The 251-nt window shown below is 62.5% G+C and carries 1 protein-coding gene; it reads right to left on the bottom strand.

Features of this window, described 5'->3' with window-relative positions; genetic code table 11:
* Positions 1 to 251, bottom strand: a 251-nt coding sequence (locus J2D73_RS20430; RefSeq protein WP_279380967.1) for a phosphate acyltransferase, incomplete at both ends; no start/stop codon positions are given.

Below are 251 nucleotides of genomic sequence, written 5' to 3' on the forward strand. Positions count from 1 at the left end.
GGTCGGATCCGGGTTGATCGCGCAGTCGCCGTAGACCAGAACCTGGTCAGGCAGCAGCATGAAGAACACGGAGGATACCAGCGAGCTGCCCGGCGCGGTTTTGATCAGCTGCAACGGCGGACGGATGGTGTTGGCGGTGGTGTGAACCGCACCGGAAACCAGACCGTCGACTTCGCCTTGTTCCAGCATCAGGGTGCCGAGCACCACGTTGTCTTCCAACTGCTCGCGCGCGACCACTTCGGTCATGCCCT

This window comes from Acetobacter sacchari (genome assembly GCF_017377715.1).
Taxonomy (GTDB): Bacteria; Pseudomonadota; Alphaproteobacteria; order Acetobacterales; family Acetobacteraceae; genus Acetobacter; species Acetobacter sacchari.